The following is a 17,324-nucleotide window of genomic DNA, read 5'->3' as shown; positions in this document are numbered from 1 at the left end:
AAAGACTTGCATCGATGCGGCCCGACGCACCGGCAGCGAGCGCGCTCTCCCGCCCTCGGAACGATTGACGTTCGGAACCCATGAATCCTTTTCTATCGAAGCGACTGCTGATCAATATTGCGGTCGTGGTCGTCGCGGTCGGTGCAAATGCGTTCGTCGCGTACACGCAGATTCGCGGGCAGCGCGACGCCGATGCGCGCCTCGCGCGCTCGACCAGCGTGCGCCAGAACCTTGATGCGTATCACGCCGCGCTCGATCACGCATTCGCCGCTCTGCACCGCCTGAAAGAATCGGGCAAGCCGGTGCCGCCCGACGCGGCCGCTTCGATGACGAACACACTCGCGAGCCGCGAGCAATCACTGCGCGACGAGCTCGCGAGCGAGCCGTACATGTCGGGGGCGCTCGCCAGCCTGAGCGCGGCGCGGCACGCGTTGCAGCACGATCTCGAGGACACGCTGCGCAACCATGCGAGTGACCTGCCAGGAGCGGCAAGTGCGGCGTCGGGCGCGGCGCACGCGGCATCGACCGAAGCACCAGGGGCGGCCCCCCTCGACGCGCCATTCGAGGCATCCCTCGACCCTGCGCCGTCGAACTCGCATCTTGCCCCCGCGCTAGAGCGTGTCGAAGCCGCGCTCGCCACGTTGCGCGGCGAGGAAAACCGCTCGTTGCAGAGCTGGCTCGCGGCATCGGCGAGCGACAGCGAGCGCGCGACGTTCGTGCTGCTCGTGACGATGCTCACCGGCAGCGTGCTGCTGTTCCTCACGTTCGGCGTGCGCGAGAACAGCGCGCGCGAAAAACTGCGCAGCGCCCGCGCGCTGGTGCGCAACGACGAGCGTTTTCGCAGCCTGTTCGACGATCACACCGTGCCGATGTACATCTTCGATCGCGACACGCTGTGCTTTCTCGCCGTCAACAAGGCCGCGATCCAGCAATACGGCTACACGGAAGAGGAGTTTCTGGGCATGACGATCCGCGCGATCCGCCCGAACTCGGAAATCGGCCGCCTGGAGACGCACCTGCAGCGTAGCGCCGACCTCCGCCAGAGCCACACGATGGCGGGCATCTGGCGGCATCGGCGCAAGGACGGCTCGATCCTCAGCGTCAACGTGTCCTATCACGCACTGAACTTCATGGGCCGCGACGCCTCGTTCGTGCTGGCGGACGACGTGACCGACCAGATCAACGCCGAAGCCGAAGCGCAACGCTCGAATCAGATGCTCGAAGCGGTGATCGACAACATTCCGCAGCGCATCTTCTGGAAGGACCTGAACTCGCGCTATCTCGGCTGCAACATGGCATTCGCGCGCGACGCAGGGCTCGCGTATCCCGAACAGGTGGTCGGCAAGAGCGACGCCGACCTGGCGTGGCGCGCGTTCGCCGACCTGTTGACCCAGCACGATCGCGAAGTCGTGAATACCGGCGTGCCCAAGATGAACTTCGAGGTCGACTTCGTGATCGACGGCGTGCATCGCACGACGGTCACGAGCAAGCTGCCGTTCACCGACGGCGACGGTCAGGTGATCGGCGTGCTCGGCTCGTACACCGACATCACAGAGCGCAAGCGCGCCGATCTCGCGCTGCGTCTGCAAAGCCGGGCGCTCGACGCGAGCGTCAACGCGATCCTGATCACCGCGCCGTCGCCGTCGGGCAATCTGATCGAATACGTGAATCCGGCGTTCATGCGCATCACCGGCTACGATCCCGCCGAGGTGATCGGCCAAGACTGCCGCGTGCTGCAACGCGACGACCGTGACCAGGAAGGCGTCGCGTTGATCCGCGAGGCGCTCGCGGCGAATCGCGAGGTCAGCGCGGTGGTGCGCAACTATCGCAAGGACGGCGCGCTGTTCTGGAATCAGCTGTTCATCGCGCCGGTACCGAACGCGGAAGGCGTGATCACGCATCATATCGGCGTGGTCAACGACGTGACCGAGCTAATCCGCTATCAGGAGCAGCTCGAATACCAGGCCAACTACGACGGCCTTACGCGGCTGCCGAACCGCAACCTGCTGCGCGACCGACTCGAACATGCGCTCGTCGTCGCGCAGCGGCATCATTCGGGCGTCGCGGTCGTGTTCCTCGATCTCGACGGCTTCAAGAACGTCAACGACAGCCTCGGCCATAGCGTCGGCGACCGGCTGCTCGGCGTAGTCGCCGAACGGCTCGCGCGCTGCTCGCGCACTAGCGACACGGTTGCGCGCCACGGCGGCGACGAGTTCGTGATCGTGATGACCGACACCGTCGACGAGCAATCGCTGATCACGTGGATGGAGCGCGTGCGGGCGTCGATCGCCGAGCCGGTGTGGCTCGACGGCACCGAGCTGTACGTCGGCTGCAGCATGGGCGCAAGCCTGTTCCCGCAGGACGGCGAGGATGCCGAAACGCTGATGAAGAAGGCCGACGTCGCGATGTATCGCGCGAAGGACATGGGGCGCAACACGTTCCAGTTCTATCAGCCGGAGATGAACGCGAGCGCGGGCGCGCGCCTGAATCTCGAACGACGCCTGCGCCGCGCGCTGCGCGACAACGAGTTCCTGCTGCACTATCAGCCGCAGGTCGATATCGGCAGCGGACAGATCGTCGGCATCGAGGCGCTGGTGCGCTGGCACGATCCCGAGGTCGGGCTCGTGCTGCCGTCGTCGTTCATTCCGCTCGCCGAGGAAAGCGGGCTGATCGGGCCGCTGTCGGAGTGGGTGCTGCGCGAGGCGTGTCGGCAGAACAAGGCGTGGCAGGATCAGGGCTTGCCGCCGGCGCGCGTGTCGGTGAATCTGTCGGCGCGGGTGTTCCAGCAGCGTGACATCGCGAAGCTCGTGATGCAGGTGCTCGACGAGACCGGACTCGAACCGAAGTACCTCGAACTCGAGCTGACCGAAAGCACGATCATGCGCAACGCGGAAGAAGCGGTGTCGATGCTCAACGAACTGCACGCGCTCGGCATCGGCCTCGCGATCGACGACTTCGGCACCGGCTATTCGAGCCTCAGCTATCTGAAGCGCTTCCCGGTGGACCGCTTGAAGATCGACCGCTCGTTCGTGTCGGATATCGGCGTATCGGGCGACGATGAGACGATCACGTCGGCGATCATCGCGCTCGCCCATTCGCTGAAGTTGCAGGTGATCGCCGAGGGCGTGGAAACGTCCGCGCAACTCGACTTCCTGAAGGAACGCGCGTGCGACGAAATGCAGGGCTTCTATTTCGCGAAGCCGCTATCGACGGAAGGGATTTCCGAACTGCTGCACGGCGGGCTGGTGGCGGAGCTGGAGCCGGTGTGAGGGGAGCGAGATGCGGCGACGGGTGTCGCCGCGCGTCGCGTCCAACGCCGGTCACTCCGCCGGCGTGTCCTTGAACACCGGCAGGCTTTCCGCGAACGCGGAAAACTTCTTGAGCCGCGGATGATCGGCCTTGCTGACCGCCTCCGGCAGCATCATGTGCGTGAACTGCCAGGCTACGGCGACGGCCACGTCCGCCGCGCTGAACTGCTGCTGCGTGTCGGGCAGCGGCCCTTCGCCCAACTCGCGTTCGAGTTCGGCATAGGCGGCGAGCAGTTGCGCGCGCACGCGCTCGACCCACGGTTCATGCTGCTTCTCCTGAGGCCGCAGATTGCGCTCGTAGACGATCTGCACGCTCTTTTCGCACGCGGCGAGCGCGAGACCCGTCAGACGCGCGGCGCGCAACGCCGCGTCGGCTTGCGTCGGGAACAGCGGGGCGGGGCCGGCGAGCGTTGCCAGATACTGCAGGATCACCGTCGAGTCCATCAGGATCGCGCCGTTGTCGGCGACGAGCGTCGGCGCCTTGACGACCGGATTGATCTTCGCGAACTGCTCGTAGGTGCGGAATACCGAAATCGACTGATGTTCGAAGTCGAGCGCGAGCAGCTTCATGCAGATGGCGACGCGCCGCACGTAGGGCGAGTCGAGCATTCCGATCAGTTTCATCTCGTTTCCATTAGAAGAGCGACTATGGGGCGCCCCGGCCTCGTGCGCTGATCGGCTGGAACGGCTAGCGGGTGGCGCGGCGCGTGGCGCGTGGAATCGCTAGCTTAAGCATCCTCGCCGGCTCAGTCCAGCGCGGGCAGCGCGCGCGGCCGGCGGTCGCTGTCGGTGGCAACGTAGGTGAGGATCGCTTCAGTGACCTTGACGACGTCCTGCGAGAGGCTCATCCGCTGCGCGTAGACCTCGACCGACACCGTCACCGACGTATTGCCGGTCTTCACGATATCCGCGTAAAAGCTCAGCAGATCGCCGACGAACACCGGTTGCTTGAACAGGAAAGAATTAACCGCGATCGTCGCGACCCGCCCATTCGCGCGACGGCTTGCCGGAATCGAGCCGGCGATGTCGACCTGCGCCATGATCCAGCCGCCGAACACGTCGCCATGAATGTTCGCATCCGATGGCTGCGGCATCACGCGCAGCGCGCACGGCTTGGACGGAAGTTGAAGAAGATCGGTCATCGGGACATCCTTGGGAAACGTATTCGAGTGTATTGACGCGCATTGACGGAACGGCTGGGCCAGTTCGACAGTAGGCCATGCAAAGCGCCGCCAGTCGGCTTCTGCGACAATAGAAAGATCAGGAATTGTACGGGAAAGCACCCAGCGAAGCGCGCGAGCCGCGCGCCGCTGCGAACTCCGGCAGCTCCACACTCTCCCCACGATTTATGCGCCGCGCTCCTTCGTCCGAACCCTCGCCGATTTCTACCGCACCCCGCAACGACTGGCAAACGATCTTGTCGCTGCTGCCATACCTTGCCACCTACAAATGGCGAGTCGGCTTCGCGCTCAGCTGCCTGATCGGCGCGAAGGTCGCGAACCTCGGCGTGCCGGTCGTGATGAAGCGCATCGTCGACAGTCTCGCGTCGGTCCGACATCTGACGGCGCTCGGCCGCGCGCAGGACGCGCCCGGCATCGTGCTGCTCGGCGGCGTCGGCTTGCTGGTGGTCGCGTATGCGGTGGTGCGGCTATCGACGTCGCTCTTCACCGAGTTGCGCGAAATGCTGTTTTCGAAAGTGACGGAAAGCGCGGTGCGCCAACTCGCGCTGAAGGTGTTCCGCCATCTGCACGGGCTGTCGCTGCGCTTTCATCTGGAGCGGCAGACGGGCGGCATGTCGCGCGATATCGAACGCGGCACGCGCGGCATCACGCAGCTGATTTCCTATTCGCTGTACAGCATTCTGCCGACGCTCGTCGAAGTCGGCCTCGTGCTCGGCTTTTTCGTCGTCAAATACGAGGCCTATTACGCGATCGTGACGTTCGTCGCGCTCGCGGTGTACATCGCGTTCACGGTGAAGGTCACCGAGTGGCGCACGCACTTTCGCCGCACGATGAACGAGCTCGATTCGAAGGCGAATTCGCGCGCGATCGACTCGCTGCTCAACTACGAGACCGTCAAGTACTTCGGCAACGAGGAGTGGGAAGCGAGCCGCTACGACGAGAACCTGAAGCGCTATCGCGCGGCGGCGATCAAGTCGCAGCGTTCGCTGTCGGCGCTGAACTTCGGGCAGCAGGCGATCATCGGCACGGGGCTCGTGTTCATCCTGTGGCGCGCGACCCAGGGCGTGATGGCCGGGCGTCTGACGCTCGGCGACCTGGTGCTGATCAATACGTTCATGCTGCAGCTGTATATTCCGCTGAATTTTCTCGGTGTGGTCTATCGCGAACTCAAGCAGAGCCTGACCGACATGGACCGCATGTTCTCGCTGCTCGGCTCGCCGCAGGAAGTGCCCGATGCGCCCAATGCGGTGGCTTTGCAAGTAAGCGGCGCGCAGGTGCGCTTCGATGACGTGAGCTTTGCGTATGAGCCCGCGCGGCAGATTCTGCACGGCGTGAGCTTCACGATCGCGGCCGGCACGACGACGGCGGTGGTCGGCCACAGCGGCTCGGGCAAGTCGACGCTCGCGCGGCTGCTGTTCCGCTTCTACGATCTCGACCGCGCGACGGGCGGCGCGATCCGCATCGACGGGCAGGATATTCGCGACGTCACGCAGGATTCGCTGCGCGCGTCGATCGGCATCGTGCCGCAGGACACGGTGCTGTTCAACGACTCGATCTACTACAACATCGCGTACGGTCGGCCGTCGGCGACGCGCGACGAAGTGATCGCGGCGGCGCGCGCCGCGCATATTCACGAGTTCATCGAGAGTCTGCCGAAGGGCTACGACACGCCGGTCGGCGAGCGCGGGCTCAAGCTGTCCGGCGGCGAAAAGCAGCGCGTCGCGATCGCGCGGACCATCCTGAAGAATCCGCCGATCCTGCTGTTCGACGAAGCAACGTCCGCGCTCGATTCACGCTCCGAGCGCGCGATCCAGCATGAGCTCGACCTGATCGCGCGCGAACGCACGACGCTGATCATCGCGCACCGGCTGTCGACGGTCGTGCACGCGCAGCAGATCATAGTGATGGACAAAGGGCGCATCGTCGAGCGCGGCACGCACGCGGAGCTGTTGCGCGCGAACGGTTTGTTCGCGCAGATGTGGGCGCTGCAGCAGCGCGCCGCGCAGACCACGGATGCGGTGGAAAGAGCGGAAGCGGTCGGGGCAGGTGAGAGCCCGGCGAAGTAAAGCTCAGCGCGCGCGCAGCAGCCGATCGAGCGCTTCCAGCTGCGCCTGGGTGCCGATGTTCTCCCACAACCCTTCGTACAGCTCGCCGCTCGCGAGCCCACGCGCGATGGTCCCGCGGTAATACGGGCTCAGCGCGCGCCGCGTGCCACGCGGCAGATCGCGGAACATGCGCGTGTCGTACAGCCCGAAACTGCCGAAAGTGAGGCGCGGCTGCGCGTCGAGCGACAGCATGCCGTCGACGAGACCAAAGTCGCCGTTCGGGTGAAACGGCGGGTTCGGCACCATCACCAGATGCATGCCGGGCTCGGGCAGCGCCTTCAGCGCGCCGGCGTGCGCGTGCAGCGCGGCGTAGTCGTAATCGGTGTACACGTCGCCGGCCACCGCGACGAACACCTGATCCGCGCCCTCGTCGGTCAGTAGCGGCAGCGCCTGCGCGATGCCGCCCGCGGTCTCCAGCGCCTCGTGCTCGGGCGAATAGCGCAGCTCGACCTGCCAGCGCGAGCCGTCGCCGAGCGCGGCTTCGAGCTGCGCGCCGAGCCACGCATGATTGATCACGATGCTACGGATGCCGGCCCGCGCGAGCCGTTCGATCTGCCATACGATCAGCGGCTTGCCGCCCACTTCGAGCAAGGGCTTCGGGCACGCGTCGGTCAACGGACGCATGCGCTCGCCGCGGCCCGCGGCGAAAATCATCGCTTTCTTTACGGACATCGTCATCGGTCAGAAGGTGTAGCCGATTTCCTGCGCGCGGCCGTCGAGGTCGTCGAGCAGTTTTGCGAACCCGCGCAGCGGCGCGTAACGCTCCGCCACCTTGCGTGCATAGCCGATGAAGCGCGGCAGGTCGTTCATGTAATGCGCCTTGCCGTCGCGGTAGTTGATGCGGCAGAACAGGCCGAGCACCTTGATGTGCCGCTGCAGCCCCATCCATTCGAGCTGGCGGTAGAACTCGCCGAAATCGGCATCGACCGGCAGGCCGGCTTTTTTGGCGCGCTCCCAGTAGTACACGAAGCAGTCGAGCTCGAACTCCTCGTCCCAGCTGAGGAACGCGTCGCGCAGCAGCGACACGACGTCGTACGTGATCGGTCCGTACACCGCGTCCTGGAAGTCGAGCACGCCGGGGTTCACCGGGTTGGGCGCCGAGGCGATCATCAGATTGCGCGGCATGAAATCGCGCAGCATGAAGCATTGCGGCTGCGCGCGCGCGCTCGCGATCAGCAGCGCGAACGTGCGATCGAGCTGCGCGCGCGTGGCGGCATCGAACTCGCGGCCAAGGTGCCGGCCGATGAACCACTCGGGCATCAGCTCCATCTCGCGGTGCAGGAACGCTTCGTCGAACGGCGGCAGCACGTCTTCGCGCGAGCTGAGTTGCCAGCGGATCAGCGCGTCGAGCGCGTCGCGCATCAGCGCGCGAGCCGCGCGCGTGTCGCCCGCGGCCTGCGCGTCGGTCAGCGCGCCCAGATACGACGCGGTGCCGAGATCGGTGACGAGCATGAAGCCCGCGTCGAAGTCGGCCTCGAGCACGCGCGGCACGTGCACGCCGGCGGCCTCGAGCAATTGCGCGATCTGCGCGAATTCGCGGCATTTTTCGGGCGGCGGCGCGTCGACGGCGATCAGCGTGGCCGCGCCGTTGCCTTGCGCCGCCTTACCGGCGAGCCGGAAATAACGGCGGAAACTGGCGTCGGACGAGGCCGGAACGAGGGTGTCGGGCTCGAGCGCATGGCGCGCCGCGTGGCCTTGCAGCCAGGCCTTGAGCAGGGAGAGACGGGTGTCGGTGAAATCTTGGGTGGAAGGCAGCGTCATGAAAAGCGGCGGCAAATTCTTGGGGACAACGTCTTGCCATATAATACCCCACGACTTTTTTGACGCGACTCACACGCCAGCTTTCGCGTGCTCCGTTTTACCGCCCGCCTTATTACTCGGCAAATTGGGAATCCAGACGTGCAGCCGACTCTAACGGTCGCGGTGTGCAGGCGGTGGATCGTGACGACGAAAGCTTGCGCACGGGTCGACTCGCCAAACGATACATGCCGCCCAGACAGCTTTCCGATACCACTCCTTCCTGTGCAGTAGTGCCGCGCAAAAGGCGGCTCGTCGCGGCGCTGATCGCCGTTCCGGGCCTGATGCCCGCGCTTGCGCACGCCCAGCTGGTGGGGGAAGCTGCGCAACCGCAGGCGGTCTATCCGCCGTGGGGCATGCAGCTCGCGCCGCAGCTCGAGGATCATCCGTTGCAGACGGGCCAGCGGCCGGCCACCTTCGTGCTCGGCGACCACGCGAGCGGCACGATCGACCAGGATCTGGCCGCCAAGGGCTCGGCGGAAGTGCGGCACAACACGTCCGTGATCAAGGCCGACGCGCTGCACTACGATCAGGACACGGACATGGCCGATGCGTACGGCAATGTCCACGTGATCAATACCGGCAATACCTTCATCGGACCCGAAGCGCATCTGCGCGTCGATTCGACCGAAGGCTTCATGACCGCGCCGAAGTACCACTTCACGCTGACGGGCGGCTCGGGCAGCGCGCAGCGCGTCGACCTGCTCGACGCCGAGCGCTCCGTGTTCACGAAGGGCACCTACACGGCGTGCGCGTGCACGGACAATCCGGCCTGGTACATCAAGGGCAGCGAGTTCGATTTCGACACCGGCGCGGACGAAGGCGTCGCCTATAACAGCGTGCTGTTCTTCCAGGGCGTGCCGGTGTTCGCGTCGCCGTGGCTGTCGTTCCCGCTGTCGGGCGATCGGCGCAGCGGCCTGTTGCCGCCCACGTTCTCGCTGAGCTCGACGAACGGTTTCGAGCTGTCGGTGCCGTATTACTTCAACATCGCGCCGAATCGCGATCTGACGGTCACGCCGCGTCTGATCTCGAAGCGCGGTGTGCAGTTGCAGAGCACGTTCCGCTATCTGTCGCCAACGTATTCCGGGTCGATCACCGGTGAATTTCTGCCCGACGATCGTCTGACGAAGACCAACCGCTACGCGCTGTACATCCAGCACAACCAGAATTTCGGTAACGGCTTCGGCGGCTACATCTATTACAACAAGGTTTCGGACAACACCTATCCGGAAGACCTGGCGTCGTCGGTCAACCAGTTCATGAACGGCACCCAGCTCCTGTATCAGCAGGAAGCCGGGTTGACCTACAACAACGGACCGTGGTCCGTGCTGGCGCGCGAGCAGCACTGGCAGACGCTGGAGCCGTCGGTCGCGCCGTACGGCCGCGAGCCGCAGTTGAACGTCAAGTACGCGAAGTACAACATCGGCGGCTTCGACTTCGGCGCCGAAGCCGACTACACGAACTTCCGCATCACCACCGGGGATCTGACCGAAGGCCAGCGGGTGCTGTTCAACCCGTACCTGTCGTATTCGGTGGTGGGGCCGGGCTACTTCGTCACGCCGAAGGTGCAGTGGCACTTTGCGTCGTACAACCTGAACAACATCGGCACCGATCTGGCGAACGTGCCGGGGGCGCAGAAGAATTTCACCGAGTCGATTCCGACCTTCACGTTCGACACGGGACTGACGTTCGAGCGCTCGGTGCGCATTTTCGGCGCGGACTATATCCAGACGCTGGAGCCGCGCCTGTACTACGTGTACACGCCGTACCGCAACCAGAACAACGCGCCGCTGTTCGATACCGCCGAATCCGACTTCGGTCTCGCGGAGATCTTCACGCCGAATACGTTCGTCGGTAACGACCGGATCGCCGACGCGAACCGCCTGACCGCCGGTCTCACCACGCGCTTCATCAACGCGGCCACCGGCGACGAACGCGCGCGCTTCGTGATCGCGCAGCAGTACTACTTCCGTGATCAGCGCGTCACGCTGACGCCGAGCCAGACCAGTACCCAGGCCACGCACTCGGACCTGATCGCGGGTGCATCGATCAAGCTGGGCGCCGGTTTCGCTTCGGAAACGGCGTTCCAATATAATGCGGACAATAACCAACTCACGAAGACGAGTGTCGGCTTCGGATTCAGTCCGGAGAGCGGCAAGGTCATCAACGTCGCGTACCGCTACACGCGCGCCAACACCACGCTCGACAACCAGCCGATCAATCAGGTGCTGATTTCGGGCCAATGGCCGCTGTCGCACCGGATGTACGGTGTCGGCCGGTTCAACTACGACCTCGGTGGCCACCGTATCGTCGACGGCCTGGTCGGCCTGCAATACGACGCGGACTGCTGGACGCTCGGCGCCGGCATCCAGCGCTACGCGAACGGCCTGAACTCGTCGGGACAGAATCAGTCGAGCACACGGTTTCTGGCGCAGTTGACGTTCAAGGGCTTGTCGAGCGTCGACAACGGGCTGATGACCGCGTTCCGCAGCAGTGTGGCCGGCTACACTCCGTTGCCGCCACCGCCACCGCCGGAGTCGCGGTTCACCAACTACGAATGACGGTCGCCCGGTCATTCACGGCTTGCGAAAAGACGGGCGAAGCGCCCGACATCATTGGAGTATCTGTGGCAATCATGAAACAGCTTCGCTTGGCAATACTCGCGGCGGGTCTCGTCGCCGCGGCGTCCTTCGTTCCAGTCGCGTCGGTACAGGCGCAGGCATTGGGCGGCAATAGCGGCCAGACGGTGGACACCATCGCCGCAGTGGTCAACAACGGTGTCATCACGCAGCGCGAGCTCGACGAGCGGGTCGGTCTGATCGCGCACCGGCTGAACCAGCAGAACGCTCCGGTGCCGCCGACGGACCAGTTGCGCCAGCAGGTGCTCACGCAGATGGTGCTCGAGCGCATCCAGTTGCAGAAGGCCAAGGAAGACGGCATCACCATCGACGACGCAGCCGTGCAGCGCACGCTCGAGCGTCTCGCGCAGGCGAACAACATGTCGCTCGCCATGTACCGCGCGCGCATCGAGGCGCAAGGCGTGCCCTGGACCACCTTCTCGAGCGACGCGCGCACGGAGCTGACGCTGTCGCGTCTGCGCGAGAAGGAAGTGGACAGCAAGATCACGGTGACGGACGCCGAGGTCGCGAACTATATCGCCAGCCAGCGCGGCCCGGGCGCCGGCCAGACGAACGACCTGCACGTCCAGCACATTTTCGTGAAGGCGCCGCTGAACGCGTCCGAGACCGACATCGAGGCGGCGCAGAAGAAGGCCGAGGGCTTGCTCGCCGAAGCGAAGGGCGGCGCGAATTTCGAAAAGCTCGCGAAAGCCAATTCGCAGGCGCCGGACGCGTCGAAGAACGGCGGCGATCTCGGCTTCCTCGCGCCGTCGAAGCTGCCGCCCGAGTTCGTGAAGGCTGCGTCGGCACTGCGTCCGGGTGAGATCAATCCGGATCTGATCCGCACCAACGACGGCTTCGAGATCGTGCGTCTGGTCGAGCGCCGTGCCGGCCAGGGCACCAGCGCGGACGCGCCGAAGCTCGTGCAGACGCACGTGCGCCATATTCTGCTGCGCGTCGGCGACGGTCTGTCCGAACCGCAGGCACGCCAGAAGCTGCTCGACATCCGCAACCAGATCGCCGCCGGCGGCGACTTCGCGAAGTTCGCGCGCACCTACTCGCAGGACGGCTCGGCGTCGCAAGGCGGTGACCTCGGCTGGGTCAGCCCGGGCGAGACGGTGCCCGAGTTCGAGCGCGCAATGAACTCGCTGCAGGACGGTCAGATCAGCGACCCGGTGCGCAGCGAATACGGCTACCACCTGATTCAGGTGCTCGGCCGCCGCGATGCGGAAGGCTCGATTGCGCAGCAGATGGATCTCGCGCGTCAGGCCATCGGCCAGCGCAAGGCGGAACAGGCATATGCCGACTGGCTGCGCGAGCTGCGCGATACCGCGTACGTCGAAGTGAAGCCGACCACGGCGAACGTGCAATAACAGAGCCAATGCGATGACCAGCGCTGCCCAGCCCCCCCACCGCCCGCTGCAGATCGCGATCACGACCGGCGAGCCCGCCGGCGTCGGTCCCGAGCTGACCGCGCAGGCGCTGGCCGGCGCGGCGGCGCACTGGCCGCAGGCGCAATTCACCGTGCTCGGTGATGCGCAACTGCTCGCTGAGCGGGCGCGCGCGGTCGGCGTCGATTGGGCCGCGCTGCTCGCGCAGGGCCCGCGCGTGCGGCTCGAACATCACTCGCTTGACGCACCAGCGCAGGCAGGCAAGCTCGACGCCGCGAACGGCCGCTATGTGCTCGATCTGCTCGATGCGGCGATCGACGGCGCGGTGGCCGGCAGGTTCGACGCGATCGTCACCGCGCCGCTGCAAAAAAGCACGATCAACGACGCGGGTGTGCCGTTCACCGGCCACACCGAATATCTGGCCGAGCGCACCCATACGCCGCGCGTCGTGATGATGCTCGCGGGCACCGGCAAGCGGCCGCTCCGCGTCGCGCTTGCGACCACGCATCTGCCATTGAAGGACGTGTCGGCGGCTTTGACGATCGAAAGCCTCGTCGCGACGCTGCGCATCATCGATCACGACCTGCGTCACCACTTCGGTTTGCCCGCGCCGCGCATCCTCGTGACGGGGCTCAATCCGCACGCTGGCGAAAACGGCTATCTGGGCCGCGAGGAAATCGACGTGATCACCCCGGCGTTGCAGCAGGTGAACAGCGAGGGCGTCGACGCGCGCGGTCCGTATCCGGCCGACACGTTGTTCCAGCCGCGTTATCTCGACGAAGCCGACTGCGTGCTCGCGATGTTCCACGACCAGGGCCTGCCGGTGCTGAAATTCGCGACGTTCGGCGAAGGGATCAACGTGACGCTCGGCCTGCCGATCATCCGCACGTCGGTCGATCACGGCACCGCGCTCGATCTGGCCGGCACCGGCCGCGCCGACGCGGGGAGCCTGATGGCCGCCGTCGACACGGCGGTGTCGATGGCGCAGCATCGTCGCGCGGGCTGACGGGCGGTTGATGTGAGCGGATGCGGCGCGCGTGACGCGCCGCGCGGCGACGTGTTTCCACCGGTACGTCTTTCATTCTCAAGCAGTTTCCTTTCTAGCGTTGCTCCGATGTCCACCAGCAGACAGCAAGGCCGGCACCAGGGCCATCTCGCGCGCAAGCGTTTCGGTCAGAACTTTCTGGTCGACATGGGCGTGATCGATTCGATCGTCGACGTGATCCGGCCGCAGCGCGGCGAGCGCATGGTCGAAATCGGTCCGGGCCTCGGCGCGCTGACCGAGCCGCTGATCGAGCGGCTCGCGACGCCCGAGACGCCGCTGCACGCGGTCGAACTCGACCGCGATCTGATCGGCCGTCTGAAAACGAAGTTCGGCAACCTGCTCGAACTGCACGCGGGCGACGCGCTCGAGTTCGACTTCGGCTCGCTCGCGGCACCGGGCGACAAGGCGTCGCTGCGCATCGTCGGCAATCTGCCGTACAACATTTCGAGCCCGCTGCTGTTTCATCTGGCGGCGTTCGCGGAGCGCGTGATCGATCAGCACTTCATGCTGCAGAACGAGGTGGTGGAGCGGATGGTGGCGGAGCCGGGCACGAAGGCGTTCAGTCGCCTGTCGGTGATGCTGCAGTACCGCTATGTGATCGACAAGCAGCTCGACGTGCCGCCCGAGTCGTTCCAGCCGCCGCCGAAGGTAGATTCGGCGATCGTGCGGATGATTCCGTACGAGCGGCACGAACTGCCGGTGGTCGACGAAAGCGTGCTCGGCGGGGTGGTCACTGCGGCGTTCTCGCAGCGTCGCAAGATGTTGCGCAACACGCTTGCCGCGCTGCGCGACACCGTCGATTTCGACGCGCTCGGCTTCGATCTGCAACGCCGCGCGGAGGACGTGCCGGTAGCCGAATACGTGAGAGTGGCGCAAGCGGTGGCGGCGCGCTCGGCCGCTGCGCCGGAATAGACTCGACGCTCGACGGCGGCGGGGCGCCGCCGTCGAGCCCGCTTACCGTTTCGCCGGTGCGTTGACGAGCGCGATGCCGCTCAGCACCAGCAGCGCGGCGATCAGAAAGCGCGCGCTGAACGACTCGCCGAGCAGCAGCACGCCGAAGGTGACGCCGAACAGCGGCGTCAGAAACGAAAACACCGACAGCCTCGACGCGATGTAACGCGTCAACAGCCAGAACCACAACAGATAGCTGACGAACGCGACGATCACGGCTTGATACGCGAGGCTCGCGAGCGCGAGCGGCGTCACGCTTTCCACGCGCACCTCGCCGAGCCCCAGCGCCAGCGCGAGCAGCACCACCGCCGACACAGTCAGCTGATAGAACAGCGTCTTGCTCGCGCTCGTCCGCGCGAGCCGCGAGCCGCGCACGACCACCGTGGTCGCGGCCCACGCGATGCCGCCGAGCACGCCGAGCGCATCGCCGGCCGCGCCCGCGAGCGTCGAGCCGTGGGCCGCGCTTGCAGCCGTGCCCGCGTCCGTGTGCAGGAAGCCGTCCGCGAACGCGAGCGCCATCCCCCCGAACGCGACGACGATGCCGAGCCACTGGATGCGCCGCATGCGTTCGCCATCGACGAACCAGTGCAGGCCGAGTGCCGTGAAACACGGCGCCGTGTACAGAAAGACCGCCATGCGCGACGCGCTCGTCAGCGTCAGGCCGAGAAAGATGCAGACGAACTCGGCCGCGAAAAGCACGCCCGCGAGCAGGCCCGCGCCGAGCGTGCCGTCATCGCGAAAGAGCGGTGTGCCGCGCGAGCGTGCCCATGCCCACACGAGCAGCGCCGCGATCGTCGAGCGCAGCCCCGCCTGAAAGACTGGCGGCACCGCCGCATTGGTGGTCTTGATCGCGACTTGCTGCAGCCCCCAGATTGCGCACAGGCCGATCATCAACAGGATCGCGAAGCTATCCGGGGCGCGGCGCGCGGGCAGGGCGGTGGTCGTGCTCATAGCGGTGCAGTGAAGAGGTGGAGAGTGCACGGCGAGCCGGTCGGTCCGGTGCGCGGCGAAGGCCATACGATAGCAAACCTGCCTGCGCGAGCCGAAGCCCTGTCTTCTGCGAGCGCGCGCCGAGCCGTAGGGATTTCGGTGGGCGCGCTCGGATGCCGGTCGTTGATGCGTCTGAGTTGCCTGATTTTCTTGCGGGCAACGCCGAGCGTCAGTCGTCGGCGTTTATTGATGGCGTCGGCACGAGGCAAGATTGCCGGGCGAATTCGCCCGGCGTCAATTCGCCGGGTGCAACGTGAAGCCGGGCTGTGTTTTCATCGTTCTGGCTGACAGCGCGACTCGTGCCCGCCACCGGACGTCAGTCGACTCGCCCCTTCTTCTGTATCAGCTCGATCTTGTACCCGTCCGGATCGGCGACGAAGGCGATGACAGTCGTGCCGTGTTTCATGGGCCCCGCTTCGCGTGTAACGACACCGCCGCGTTTCTTCACTTCCTCGCATGCCGCATAGGCGTCGTCGACTTCGAGGGCGATGTGACCGTAGCCGGTTCCGAGGTCGTACTTGCTCGTGTCCCAGTTGTACGTCAGTTCGATCGCTGCGCCTTCGGATTCGTCCTCGTAACCGACGAATGCGAGGGTGAACTTCCCGTCCGGGTAGTCGTTCTTTCGAAGCAGGCGCATTCCTAGAACTTCGGTGTAGAACCGGATCGATGCATCCAGATCACCGACTCGAAGCATGGTATGCAAGATTCGCATGAGGACTCCTTTGATAGTTTGTCGATAAATGCATCGACCTGCGGCAATTGTAAATGATTGCCGTATAGCGTGAGCCCGAAGCCGCGCCGCCCGCCCGGCCCACACCGGACTCGATGCGCCTCGTGGAATTCGATCGGACCTATTTGAACAAAAAAGTATAGGCAATAAGGGTTTGTGTGCGGTTGCCGGTTTGATATTAGCGTCCAACACTCAGCATCAATCCGGTTTGTCAGATATCAGTCTGATATATCGGACAATCGATGCGTGACCCGGCGATTCGTTGAGCGTGCAGACAGGCGCTGAAGCCGATTCGTCCGCTCCGGACCACTCTTCTCCGCTTAGGACCCTGCCATGAAGCTTGCCAAACGAGGCGCCCAAGCCGCCTTCCTGTTCGCTGTTGCTGGATTGCTCGCAATTTCTGGCTGCACCAAGGTTGCCACGCCAGGGCAGAGCGCAGCGGCATCCCCCTCGACGCTTCAGGCCGTGCTGCAGCGAGGCACGCTGCGCGTCGGCGACTGCCTGACGTTCGCGCCGTTCGGGTTCTATAACAAGGACGGCCAACCAGACGGCTATGACGTGGACCTCGCGAAGGAACTCGCGAAGCAGATGGGCGTGAAGCTCGAGGTCGTGAATACGACGAGCGCGAACCGGATTCCGAATCTGCAGACCAGCAAAGTGGATGTCGTGTTCTGCAACTTCACGCGTAATCTGGAGCGCGCGAAAGTAATCGAATTCACGACCCCCTACGTGGTTGCCAGCGAAGCACTGCTGGTCAGAAAAAATAGTGGCGTTCAGTCGATCAAGGACATGGGCGGTCGCACGATTGCGACGGTCAAGGGCTCGACCAATGGCGACGAAGTGCGCTCGCTGAATATCCCGATCAAGATCCAGGAATACGACAGCTCGCAGGCCGCGATTCTCGCCGTCAAGCAGGGGCAGGCCGACGCGATGATCGAGGACAACAACTTTCTCGCGTATCAGGCCAAGCTCGATCCTGAACTTGCCGTCACGAACGAAGCGCTGGTCCCGCTCGAATACAACGCGTTCGGTGTCAAGGCCGGCGATCAGGAATGGCTCAACTATCTGAATCTGTTCCTCTTCAACGTCAATGCGTCGAAGCTCAACGCGCAGCTCTACAACAAGTGGTTCGGCACCGATCCGCGCTACCCGCTCAATCCGCAGTTTTGAGGAGCGCGAGATGCCGATATCTAATGAAACCCGAACGA

Annotated in this window: 13 protein-coding genes; 7 read left to right on the top strand and 6 right to left on the bottom strand. The window is 64.9% G+C overall.

Annotation, left to right across the window (positions count from 1 at the left end):
• Nucleotides 1-80: 80 nt before the first annotated feature.
• Nucleotides 81-3,269 (top strand): sensor domain-containing protein, encoded by a 3,189-nt coding sequence (locus OKW44_RS25005; protein WP_018419411.1) that lies wholly within the window; start codon nucleotides 81-83, stop codon nucleotides 3,267-3,269.
• Between the two features lie 51 nt (nucleotides 3,270-3,320).
• On the opposite strand, the gene OKW44_RS25000 is transcribed toward OKW44_RS25005, so the two are convergent.
• Both OKW44_RS25000 and OKW44_RS24995 read right to left on the bottom strand, forming a co-directional pair.
• The gene (locus OKW44_RS25000; RefSeq protein ID WP_018419412.1) at nucleotides 3,321-3,932 is read right to left on the bottom strand and encodes a glutathione S-transferase family protein; all 612 of its coding nucleotides are present in this window, start codon (nucleotides 3,930-3,932) and stop codon (nucleotides 3,321-3,323) included.
• Between the two features lie 122 nt (nucleotides 3,933-4,054).
• The gene (locus tag OKW44_RS24995; RefSeq protein WP_018419413.1) at nucleotides 4,055-4,450 is read right to left on the bottom strand and encodes an acyl-CoA thioesterase; all 396 of its coding nucleotides are present in this window, start codon (nucleotides 4,448-4,450) and stop codon (nucleotides 4,055-4,057) included.
• A 206-nt stretch (nucleotides 4,451-4,656) separates the two neighbouring features.
• Between OKW44_RS24995 and OKW44_RS24990 the strand changes: the two genes are divergently transcribed.
• Nucleotides 4,657-6,555, top strand: a complete 1,899-nt coding sequence (locus OKW44_RS24990; RefSeq protein ID WP_018419414.1) for an ABCB family ABC transporter ATP-binding protein/permease — start codon at nucleotides 4,657-4,659, stop codon at nucleotides 6,553-6,555.
• A 3-nt stretch (nucleotides 6,556-6,558) separates the two neighbouring features.
• Here the strand turns inward: OKW44_RS24990 and murU are convergent, their stop codons facing one another.
• Both murU and OKW44_RS24980 read right to left on the bottom strand, forming a co-directional pair.
• A complete protein-coding gene (gene murU, locus OKW44_RS24985) occupies nucleotides 6,559-7,272 on the bottom strand; it encodes an N-acetylmuramate alpha-1-phosphate uridylyltransferase MurU (protein WP_018419415.1) in 714 nt (237 codons plus the stop codon).
• A gap of 3 nt (nucleotides 7,273-7,275) precedes the next feature.
• Nucleotides 7,276-8,355 (bottom strand): aminoglycoside phosphotransferase family protein, encoded by a 1,080-nt coding sequence (locus OKW44_RS24980; RefSeq protein ID WP_018419416.1) that lies wholly within the window; start codon nucleotides 8,353-8,355, stop codon nucleotides 7,276-7,278.
• 224 nt (nucleotides 8,356-8,579) lie between these two features.
• On the opposite strand from OKW44_RS24980, the gene OKW44_RS24975 reads away from it, so the two are divergent.
• The 4 genes from OKW44_RS24975 to rsmA all read left to right on the top strand — a co-directional run bounded on the left by OKW44_RS24975 (nucleotide 8,580) and on the right by rsmA (nucleotide 14,357).
• Entirely contained in the window at nucleotides 8,580-10,952 is a 2,373-nt protein-coding gene (locus OKW44_RS24975) for an LPS-assembly protein LptD (protein ID WP_026225599.1), read from the top strand.
• A 65-nt stretch (nucleotides 10,953-11,017) separates the two neighbouring features.
• Nucleotides 11,018-12,382: a peptidylprolyl isomerase gene (locus OKW44_RS24970; RefSeq protein WP_026225600.1), complete on the top strand. Its 1,365-nt coding sequence runs from the start codon at nucleotides 11,018-11,020 to the stop codon at nucleotides 12,380-12,382.
• 13 nt (nucleotides 12,383-12,395) lie between these two features.
• On the top strand, nucleotides 12,396-13,406 hold the full coding sequence (gene pdxA / locus OKW44_RS24965; protein WP_018419419.1) for a 4-hydroxythreonine-4-phosphate dehydrogenase PdxA: 1,011 nt from the start codon (nucleotides 12,396-12,398) through the stop codon (nucleotides 13,404-13,406).
• 108 nt (nucleotides 13,407-13,514) lie between these two features.
• A complete protein-coding gene (rsmA, locus tag OKW44_RS24960) occupies nucleotides 13,515-14,357 on the top strand; it encodes a 16S rRNA (adenine(1518)-N(6)/adenine(1519)-N(6))-dimethyltransferase RsmA (RefSeq protein WP_018419420.1) in 843 nt (280 codons plus the stop codon).
• Between the two features lie 42 nt (nucleotides 14,358-14,399).
• On the opposite strand, the gene OKW44_RS24955 is transcribed toward rsmA, so the two are convergent.
• On the bottom strand, nucleotides 14,400-15,347 hold the full coding sequence (locus tag OKW44_RS24955; RefSeq protein ID WP_018419421.1) for a DMT family transporter: 948 nt from the start codon (nucleotides 15,345-15,347) through the stop codon (nucleotides 14,400-14,402).
• Between the two features lie 355 nt (nucleotides 15,348-15,702).
• Nucleotides 15,703-16,098: a lactoylglutathione lyase gene (gloA, locus tag OKW44_RS24950; protein WP_018419422.1), complete on the bottom strand. Its 396-nt coding sequence runs from the start codon at nucleotides 16,096-16,098 to the stop codon at nucleotides 15,703-15,705.
• A gap of 351 nt (nucleotides 16,099-16,449) precedes the next feature.
• On the opposite strand from gloA, the gene OKW44_RS24945 reads away from it, so the two are divergent.
• The gene (locus OKW44_RS24945; protein ID WP_026225601.1) at nucleotides 16,450-17,286 is read left to right on the top strand and encodes an ABC transporter substrate-binding protein; all 837 of its coding nucleotides are present in this window, start codon (nucleotides 16,450-16,452) and stop codon (nucleotides 17,284-17,286) included.
• Nucleotides 17,287-17,324 lie beyond the last annotated feature (38 nt).

Source organism: Paraburkholderia lebeckiae, from assembly GCF_050436325.1.
Taxonomy (GTDB): domain Bacteria; phylum Pseudomonadota; class Gammaproteobacteria; order Burkholderiales; family Burkholderiaceae; genus Paraburkholderia; species Paraburkholderia tuberum.
This window is presented reverse-complemented; position numbering and strand designations above follow the sequence as displayed.

Coding starts and splice junctions, on each gene's coding strand:
- OKW44_RS24955 (WP_018419421.1), bottom strand. CDS start 15,347: ATGAGCACGACCACCGCCCTGCCCGCGCGCCGCGCCCCGGATAGCTTC.
- gloA (WP_018419422.1), bottom strand. CDS start 16,098: ATGCGAATCTTGCATACCATGCTTCGAGTCGGTGATCTGGATGCATCG.
- murU (WP_018419415.1), bottom strand. CDS start 7,272: ATGACGATGTCCGTAAAGAAAGCGATGATTTTCGCCGCGGGCCGCGGC.
- rsmA (WP_018419420.1), top strand. CDS start 13,515: ATGTCCACCAGCAGACAGCAAGGCCGGCACCAGGGCCATCTCGCGCGC.
- OKW44_RS24990 (WP_018419414.1), top strand. CDS start 4,657: ATGCGCCGCGCTCCTTCGTCCGAACCCTCGCCGATTTCTACCGCACCC.
- pdxA (WP_018419419.1), top strand. CDS start 12,396: ATGACCAGCGCTGCCCAGCCCCCCCACCGCCCGCTGCAGATCGCGATC.
- OKW44_RS25000 (WP_018419412.1), bottom strand. CDS start 3,932: ATGAAACTGATCGGAATGCTCGACTCGCCCTACGTGCGGCGCGTCGCC.
- OKW44_RS24980 (WP_018419416.1), bottom strand. CDS start 8,355: ATGACGCTGCCTTCCACCCAAGATTTCACCGACACCCGTCTCTCCCTG.
- OKW44_RS25005 (WP_018419411.1), top strand. CDS start 81: ATGAATCCTTTTCTATCGAAGCGACTGCTGATCAATATTGCGGTCGTG.
- OKW44_RS24995 (WP_018419413.1), bottom strand. CDS start 4,450: ATGACCGATCTTCTTCAACTTCCGTCCAAGCCGTGCGCGCTGCGCGTG.
- OKW44_RS24945 (WP_026225601.1), top strand. CDS start 16,450: ATGAAGCTTGCCAAACGAGGCGCCCAAGCCGCCTTCCTGTTCGCTGTT.
- OKW44_RS24975 (WP_026225599.1), top strand. CDS start 8,580: ATGCCGCCCAGACAGCTTTCCGATACCACTCCTTCCTGTGCAGTAGTG.